General features: G+C 52.8%; 1 protein-coding gene (only partly in view). It reads left to right on the top strand.

Annotation, left to right across the window (positions count from 1 at the left end; translation table 11 throughout):
- Positions 1 to 64 precede the first annotated feature (64 nt).
- On the top strand, positions 65 to 9,900 hold the 5' portion of the coding sequence (locus LG003_RS11180; protein ID WP_262980735.1) for a non-ribosomal peptide synthase/polyketide synthase. 26,563 nt of this gene lie beyond the right edge of the window; only the first 9,836 of its 36,399 coding nucleotides appear in the window; it begins with the start codon at positions 65 to 67; the stop codon falls past the right edge of the window.

Here is a 9,900-nt window from a genome sequence, read left to right as displayed (position 1 = left end):
ATATTGGTGATGGCTGTCAGGTATGACAGTTTTCAAATTTCTAACAGATTCGTTGAGGTAATAGATGAAAGGTAACATTGCTACAGCGGGAAATGTTCTTAAAGATGAAGCTCTCTCTCAGATGTCATGTGAAAATATAATTCATAATACGTATGATACATCGATTCCATCACGAATATGTGTTGTGGTAGGGGGAACGACCCTTGCAGTGTTCTGCGCCGAGAAAATTCTGGCGGCAGGGCATACCATACAAGCAGTGCTACCTACTGATACGGTTCTACAAACGTGGGCTGCCCGGCAAGGGATTGCTTGTGTGAACTCGGTTGATGCATTACAAGAACAAATCACGTCACAGCCTGTCGATTGGCTTTTCTCAATCGTCAACCCAATCATCCTGCCGGGGTCGCTCATTGAACAAATTCGTGGCAGTGCTTTTAATTATCATAATAGTCCTCTGCCACGCTATGCGGGCAGTCATGCAACCTCCTGGGCGTTGTTAGCTCGGGAGACTCATTACGCTATTTCTTGGCACTGCATTGAAGGTGGTGTAGATACTGGCGATATTGCTGTGCAATGGCCGGTATCGATTGAAGAACAGGATAACGCTTTCTCGTTGAATCTGAAGTGTTATCAGGCGGCTCAGAAAGGATTTGTTGAACTACTGAAAAATCTGGGGCGCGACGCACTGGTGACTTATCCTCAAGATCTCTCGCAACGGAGTTTTTATGCTCAGTCGCGTCGCCCCGATGGGGGGGGATATTTGTGTTGGGAGCAGTCGGCAGAAGTCCTGTCAGCTTTAGTGCGAGCATTGGATTTTGGGGAAAATTATTTAAATCCATTGGGTTGCCCGAAACTGTTACTGAGGCATGGCCCGGTACAAATTTCTTGGCTTGAGCGGTTGAACACAGGCTCTGAGGGGATACCCGGTACGTTGATTAGTGTGGAGGAGGATGCCTGGCAGGTGACGACTGGCAGTGAGGATGTGCGGATCGGGGGATTCGCTACCCTTGAAGGTGATTTGCTGTCTGCCAGAGAGCTTGCCGATATATCGGAACTTAGGCCGGGCAAACAGCTTCCTTTACTCTCCTCACAACAAGCGCAGAATGTAAAAGATACCCTGCAAACACTCGCACCCAGTGAACCATTTTGGTATAAGCGTCTTGCCTCGCTGCAACCACTCCAGTTGCCTTTTGAAATGATTGGGAAACAGGCAGAACCCCGATGGGGAATGAGTCCCTGGCAGCCTCCATTGCTAAAAAACGCTGGAGAAGATCCATTACAGGCGTTGTTGCAGGTATTCGTTATCTATCTTGCGCGTTTGACTCAGCAGACTGAACTGCAAATCGGTTGGTGTGTGGATGAGGCAAACGATAAACCAGATATATTGGCTGGGTTGTCATCGGTGGTGCCGATGGTTGTTGAGGTGGCGTTTGATAAGCCGTGGTCTGTGGTAGCTGACTGGATTGATAACGAGCTTGTCCGATTGGCGCGGCACCGCACATTTAGTCGTGATCTTCTTTCCCGTTCTCCTTCACTGCGGTCTATCCCGGAATTAAGAACAAGCCGACCATGGCAGATCGCCGTTTCTGTAATACAGGATGACAAATCGTGTGATCAGACGGTCTCTGGCGAATTGCTGACGTTCCAAATGAATGCGCAGGGCGGTTTTCGCTGGATCTATGATGAAAATCGCTTGAGTCCGGAAGTTATTCTGCGGATGAGTGAGCATTTGCAGGTACTGGCATCATCAAAAAGGATGAGTGATGAAATCCCCATTGGGCAGCTTAATTTGTTACCTGAGGCTGAACGCAAGTTGTTATTGGAAACTTGGAACGCCACGGAAACCGTCTATCCTGAGGCGTTATGTATCCATCAGTTGTTTGAACAACAAGTAGAGAAAAAACCGGAGGCAACGGCACTGATAGCTGGAGATAGAATCTTCAGTTATATGGAACTGAATACCCGCGCCAATCGGTTAGCTCGTCAACTCATCGCACAAGGGGTGTGCCCCGGTGATCATGTTGCGTTTCTGCTTGCGCGCTCTATGGAGCTGGTGGTAGCCCAATTGGCGATTCTCAAAGCCGGTGCCGTTTATGTGCCGATTGATCTCAGTGTGCCGGATGAGCGGAAAAACTGGCTGATAAATGATTGTTCCGCCAGATTATTGCTCACTGATACACAGGTGGATATTCCGGCTAACTTGGCTGTGCCGCTGTTTTGTCTCTCGGATGAGACAGACACGAGCTGTGAAGAAGATCGCATCAATCCTGACTTACCGCGTTCCAGCACTGAGTTAGCGTATATCATGTACACCTCCGGTTCTACCGGGACACCTAAAGGGGTTTTGGTGCCGCATCGTGCGGTAGTCCGGCTGGTTATCAATAATGGTTATGCTGAAATTGGACCGGATGATCGAGTGGCTTTTGCCGCTAATCCGGCTTTTGATGCCAGCACGTTTGAAGTCTGGGCGCCGTTGCTTAATGGTGGCGCATTAGTGGTTGTTGATCATGCCACTTTGCTGACGCCGCAGGCGTTTGTACAGGCTTTACAGATTCAGCGAATGACGGTTCTGTGGTTGAGTGTCGGGTTGTTTAACCGGCTGGCAGCGGAACTGTCTCCGGTTTTGCCGCAGATAAAGCTTTTGATTGTCGGCGGAGATGCCCTTGATCCCCATGTTGTCGGTCAGGTACTGCGCACCAGCCCGCCACAACAGCTATTAAATGGCTATGGGCCAAGTGAAGGCACCACCTTTACGGCAACATATCGAATCAATGCAGTCGCACCGGGAGCGACCAATATCCCGATCGGCCGACCGGTAGCCAACACGCGGGTTTATCTGTTGGATACTTGTGGTCAGCCGGTGCCGTTAGGGGGAGTCGGGGAGATTTATGTGGGTGGAGATGGGGTGGCCTGTGGTTATCTTAATCGGCCTGAATTGACCGCCGAGCGTTTCCTTACCGATCCGTTCAGTGATAACCCGGATGCTCACCTGTACCGCACCGGGGATTTGGCCCGCTATCTGCCGGACGGCAATCTGGAATTCTTGGGCCGAAACGATCAGCAGGTTAAAATCCGCGGCTTCCGCGTTGAACTCGGGGAAATTGAAGCCCGGTTAGCAGAGCACTCAACGGTGCGTGAAGCGGCGGTGTTGGCTCGGGGGGACGGGCAGGATAAACGGCTGGTGGCCTATGTGGTGGCGGAAGCCCATGACGGGCTGGCGAACAGTCTGCGTGCTCATCTGCAAGCTATTTTGCCTGACTATATGGTGCCGTCAGCCTTTGTGCGGCTGGATGCGTTTCCGCTAACGCCGAACGGTAAATTGGATCGTCGTGCACTACCGGCACCTGACAGTGAAGCCTTTGCCCGTCAGACTTACGAAGCGCCTCAGGGAGAAACAGAAATTGCGCTGGCGGCGATTTGGCGTGAATTACTGGGAATTGAGCAGATAAGCCGGTATGACAGCTTTTTTGCTCTGGGTGGTCATTCGCTACTCGCGATACGGGTGGTTGAACGCCTGCGTCACTTGGGATTGACACTGACGGCGCGTGATCTGTTCCAATCGCCGGTGCTGTCAGATCTGGCTCAAACGTTGGGACAGCATCAGGCTGTGATCGTACCGCCTAACGTTATTACGCCAGCAACTACGGCGCTGACGCCGGCGATGTTGCCGCTGATTGATTTGACTCAGGCTGACATTGACCGCATCGTCGGGCAGGTGCCGGGCGGGATCGCTAATATTCAGGATATCTATGCTCTGTCGCCGTTGCAGGACGGTATTTTGTTCCACCACTTACTGGCAAACGAAGGTGATCCGTATCTGTTGACGGGGCAAATGGCTTTTGCTGATCGGGTTCTGTTGGATCGTTATCTGGCGGTGGTGCAACGGGTGGTTGATCGCCACGATATCTTACGTACTGCTTTTATCTGGCAAGGATTGTCAGTACCGGCGCAGGTAGTCTGGCGTCAGGCCACTTTATCGGTGACTGAACTGACATTAAACCTGGTTGATGGTCCGGTCAGTGAGCAGTTAATCCGGCAGTTTGATCCGCGTCATCATCGTCTCGACCTGAACGAAGCGCCGTTATTGCGTTTTGTGGTGGCGCAGGAAACCGATGGCCGTTGGATACTGCTGCAATTGCTGCATCACCTGATTGGCGACCATGAAACGATGGAAGTGATGCACCGCGAAGTCCAGACGTATCTAATGGGTCAGGAGGAGAGCCTGCCTGTTCCGGTACCTTTCCGCAATCTGGTGGCTCAGGCCCGACTGGGGGTAAGTCAGGAAGAACATACCCGTTTCTTTACCGAAATGCTGGCGGAGGTGGATGAACCGACGCTGCCATTCGGGTTGACAGAGGTGCACCGCGACGGCTCACAGGTGACGGAATCCCACCGGATGTTGGCGCCTGAGTTGAATGATCGTCTGCGCGGTCAGGCTCGGCGTTTAGGGGTCAGTCTGGCGGCATTGTGTCATTTGGCTTGGGCACAGGTGTTGTCGCGTACCAGTGGTCAGGAACAAGTGGTGTTCGGCACCGTGCTGTTTGGGCGTATGCAGGCAGCGGATGGCGCCGACAACGGCATGGGGTTGTTTATTAATACCTTGCCATTGCGGTTGGATATCGATGAAACCCCGGTACGGGAAAGTGTACAGGCTGCCCAGGCCCGATTGGCTGGATTATTAGCGCATGAGCATGCGTCACTGGCGCTGGCTCAGCGGTGCAGTGGGGTTGCCAGCGGTACGCCGCTTTTTAGTGCCTTGCTGAACTATCGGCATAATGCCTTATCGGCAGCATCAGATGAACTGATTGGCGGTATTGAATTCCTTGGCATACAGGAGCGAACTAACTACCCGTTAGTGCTGTCAGTGGAGGATTTTGGCGATGCTCTGGGACTGACCGCTCAGGTAGTGCAACCGTTTGAGTCAGAACGGATATGCGGCTATATGCAACGGACGCTAGAAAGTCTGGTGGAGGCTCTTGAGCAAGCCCCGGATATGGCTGTTCGGGCATTGGAAATTCTGCCAGAAGCGGAACAGACGTTGCTGTTAAAAAGCTGGAACGCCACGGAAACCGCCTATCCTGATCAGTTATGTATCCATCAGTTGTTTGAACAACAGGTGGAGAAAACGCCTGACGCGATAGCATTAGTGTATGAAGATCAGACCCTTAGTTATGCCGAATTAAATGCCCGCGCTAACCGGTTGGCTCGTCAGCTCATCGAACAAGGGGTGTGTCCCGGTGAGCATGTTGCGCTTTTGCTCGCTCGCTCGGTGGAACTGGTGATAGCCCAATTGGCAATTCTCAAAGCTGGCGCTGTTTACGTGCCGATAGATCCCAATGTGCCGGATGAGCGGAAAAACTGGCTAATAAGTGATTGTGCAGCCAAGTTACTGCTCACCGATACGCGGGTGGATATTCCGGCGGATCTGGCTGTGCCGCTGTTTCGTCTCTCGGATGAGACAGATACAGACAACGAGGAAGATCGCCTTAACCTTGACTTACCGCGTTCCAGCACTGAGTTAGCGTATATCATGTACACCTCTGGCTCTACCGGGATACCTAAAGGCGTATTGGTGCCGCATCGTGCGGTGGTCCGGCTGGTGATCAACAATGGCTATGCTGAAATCGAACCAGATGACCGAGTGGCCTTTGCCGCTAACCCTGCTTTCGATGCCAGCACGTTTGAAGTCTGGACTCCATTGCTTAATGGTGGCGCGTTAGTGGTCGTTGATCACGCCACTTTGCTGACGCCGTTAGAGTTTGTACAGGTTCTACAGATTCAACAAATTACTGTTCTGTGGTTGAGTGTCGGATTGTTTAACCAGCTAGTAGAAGAATTGTCTCCGGTTTTGCCGCAGATAAGGTTCTTGATTGTTGGGGGAGATGCCCTTGATCCGCATGTCATCGGTCAGGTACTGCGCACGAGTCCGCCACAGCAGCTATTAAATGGTTATGGGCCGAGTGAAGGCACCACCTTTACGACCACATACCGTATCAATGCAGTAGCACCGGAAGCGACCAACATCCCGATTGGCCGACCGGTAGCCAACACGCGGGTTTATCTGTTGGATATCTATGGTCAGCCGGTGCCGCTGGGGGTGGTCGGAGAGATTTATGTGGGGGGAGATGGGGTGGCCTGTGGTTACCTTAATCGTCCTGAATTGACCGCTGAGTGTTTCCTTGTCGATCCATTCAGTGATAACCCGGATGCCCGGATGTACCGCACTGGGGATTTGGCGCGTTATCTGCCAGACGGCAATCTGGAATTTCTGGGCCGTAACGATCAGCAGGTTAAAATCCGCGGTTTCCGCATTGAACCAAAGGAAATTGAGGCCCGGTTAGCCGAGCATCCAACGGTGCGTGAAGTGGCGGTGTTGGTACAGGGGGAAGGTCAGAATAAACGGCTGGTGGCCTATGTGGTGGAATCAGAGGATGACGGGCTGGTGGACAGCCTGCATACTCACCTGAGCACTATTTTACCTGACTATATGGTGCCAACGGCCTTTGTGCGGCTGGATGCTTTTCCGTTGACGCCAAACGGTAAGTTGGATCATCGGGCGTTATCGGCACCGGACAATGAAATTGTTGCCCGTCAGGTTTACGCTGAGCCCCAGGGAGAAACAGAAATAGCGCTGGCGGCAATTTGGCGTGAATTATTGGGCATTGAGCAAATAAGTCGGTATGACAGCTTTTTTGCCTTGGGTGGTCATTCGTTGCTCGCTGTACGTATGATTGGACGCTTGCGTCACTTGGGATTGACACTGACGGCGCGTGATCTGTTCCAGTCGCCGGTGCTGTCAGATCTGGCGCAAACATTAGGACAGCATCAGGCTGTGAAAGTGCCGCCTAACGTCATTATGCCAGCAACCACAGAGTTGACGCCGGCAATGTTGCCGCTGATTGATTTGACTCAGGCTGATATTGACTGCATCGTCGGGCAGGTGCCGGGAGGGGTAACCAATATTCAGGATATCTATGCCCTGTCGCCATTGCAGGATGGCATTTTGTTCCACCATTTGCTGGAGAATGAAGGTGATCCCTATCTATTGTTCAGTCAGATGGCCTTTGCTGACCGGGCGCTGTTGGATCGTTATCTGGCAGCGGTTCAGCGGGTGGTTGATCGCCACGATATCCTGCGTACCGCTTTTATCTGGCAAGGATTGTCAGTCCCGGCGCAGGTAGTCTGGCGTCAGGCCACCTTATCGGTGACGGAACTAACACTAAACCCGATTGATGGTCCGGTCAGTGAGCAGTTAACCCAGCGTTTTGATCCGCGTCAGCATCGTATTGATTTGAGGGAAGCACCGCTATTACGTTTTGTGGTGGCACAAGAAACTGATGGCCGTTGGGTTCTTTTGCAACTGCTGCATCACCTGATTGGCGACCATGAAACGATGGAAGTGATGCACCGTGAAGTGCAGGCGTATCTGGCAGGTCAGGAGGAGAGCCTGCCTACACCGGCACCTTTCCGTAATCTGGTAGCGCAGGCCCGGTTGGGGATGAGTCAGGAGGAACATACCCGTTTCTTTACTGGCATGTTAGCCGGGGTGGATGAACCCACGTTACCGTTCGGGTTGACGGAAGTGCATCGTGATGGCTCGCAGGTGGCTGAATCTCACCGGATGTTAGCGCCTGAGCTAAATAACCGTTTGCGCAGTCAGGCCCGACGTTTGAGTGTTAGTCTGGCGACCTTGTGTCATCTGGCTTGGGCACAGGTGTTGTCGCGTACCAGCGGGCAAGATCAAGTGGTGTTCGGCACGGTGCTGTTTGGGCGTATGGCGGCGGGAGATGGGGCTGACAATGGCATGGGGCTGTTTATTAATACTTTGCCGTTACGGTTGGATATGGATGAGACCCCGGTACGGGAGAGTGTGCAGGTTGCCCATACCCGATTGGCCGGATTATTGGCGCATGAACATGCATCACTGGCGCTGGCCCAGCGTTGCAGCGGCGTACAGGGTGAGATCCCCCTCTTTAACAGCTTGCTGAACTATCGGCACAATACTTTGCCGGTAACGTCAGATGATTTGATGAACGGTATTGAGTTTCTTGGCGCACAGGAGCGGACCAACTATCCGTTAATGCTATCGGTAGAAGATTTTGGTGATGCTCTGGGGCTGACGGCTCAAGTAGTGCGGCCGTTTGAGCCGGAAAGCTTGTGCGGTTATATGCAGCAAGCGCTGGAGAGTTTGGTGACAGCGCTGGAACAGGCCCCGCAAATGCCGGTACGACAGTTGGAAATTCTGCCGGAAGCGGAGCGTACCTTGTTGTTAACAACTTGGAATGCCACGGAAGCCGCTTATCCTGACCAGTTGTGCATTCATCAATTATTTGAACAACAGGTGGAGCAAACCCCTGACGCGACAGCGTTAGTGTATCAAGAGCAAACGCTCAGTTATGCTGAATTAAATGCCCGTGCCAACCGCCTGGCCCATCAACTTATCGCACTGGGCGTCGTACCTGACCAACGGGTAGCGATTTGTGTGACGCGTTCACCGGCCATGGTGGTGGGATTGTTGGCGGTGATGAAAGCGGGCGGGGCTTATGTGCCGCTAGACCCGGCTTATCCTGGCGCGCGTCTGGCTCATATTCTAACCGATGCTGCTCCGGCCGTGGTGCTGGCAGATGAAGCTGGCTGGGTTGCACTGGGTGAGGAAGCGCTGACCAGACTGACAGTACTTAACCCAAATACTTTGCCTGATCAACCGGATTGTAATCCACAGGTACCTGCGCTGACTTCCCGGCATTTGGCCTATGTGATTTATACCTCCGGCTCCACGGGGGTGCCCAAAGGGGTGATGATTGAGCACCGTAATACGGTTAACTTCCTGCATTGGGCACAGCAGGCTTTTGAAACGGAAGCGATCCGTGAGGTGCTTTTCTCAACGTCGATGAATTTCGACCTGTCCATTTTTGAATGTTTTATGCCGTTATCTCGCGGTGCGGCGATTTATCTGGTGGATGATGCGCTGTCATTGATGCAGCATACCCTGCCGGTGACCTTGATCAACTCAGTCCCGTCTGCGATGAAACCGTTATTGCAGGCTAGGGCGCTGATGGCGTCGGTCCATACTGTCAATCTGGCGGGGGAACCGCTGAAAGGCGCCTTAATTGAGCAGATTTTCGAAGACACGCAAATAGAGCGGTTGTGTAATCTCTATGGACCTTCTGAAACAACAACCTATTCTGCCTGGTTGCCGATACAGCGGGGTGACAGGATCATTGAAAGTATCGGCCGTCCGATAGCCAACACCTACCTTTACTTACTGGACGAATATGGTCAACCGGTGCCGTTGGGGGTGGTGGGGGAAATTTATATTGGGGGAGCGGGCGTGGCGCGTGGCTACCTCAATCGCCCTGACTTGACGGCAGAACGGTTCCTGATTGATCCATTTAGTGATGTGCCGGATGCCCGGATGTACCGCACCGGGGATTTAGCCCGTTATTTGCCGGACGGTAATCTGGGATTCCTGGGCCGTAACGATCAGCAGGTTAAAATCCGTGGCTTCCGCATTGAACCGGGGGAAATTGAATCTCGGTTGGTGGAACATCCGGCGGTGAGTGAATCGGTGGTATTGGCACAGGGGGAAGGGCAGGAAAAACGGCTGGTGGCCTATGTGGTGGCGGAAGCTCACGAGGGGTTGATTAACAGTTTACGCGAACATCTGAGCATTCAGTTGCCTGATTACATGGTGCCGTCGGCCTTTGTACGGCTGGATGCGTTTCCGTTAACGCCGAACGGTAAATTGGATCGTCAAGCGCTGCCGGCGCCAGACAATGAAGCCGTGGCCCGTCAGGTTTATGAGGCGGCACAGGGAGAAATGGAAATGGCTCTGGCGGCGATTTGGCGTGAAGTTCTGGGCGTTGAACAGATCAGCCGGTATGACAATTTCTTTGCCTT

This window comes from Photorhabdus kleinii (genome assembly GCF_025384885.1).
Taxonomy (GTDB): Bacteria; Pseudomonadota; Gammaproteobacteria; order Enterobacterales; family Enterobacteriaceae; genus Photorhabdus; species Photorhabdus kayaii.
The sequence above is the reverse complement of the archived record's forward strand: the minus strand, read 5'-3'. Positions and strand labels throughout refer to the sequence as shown.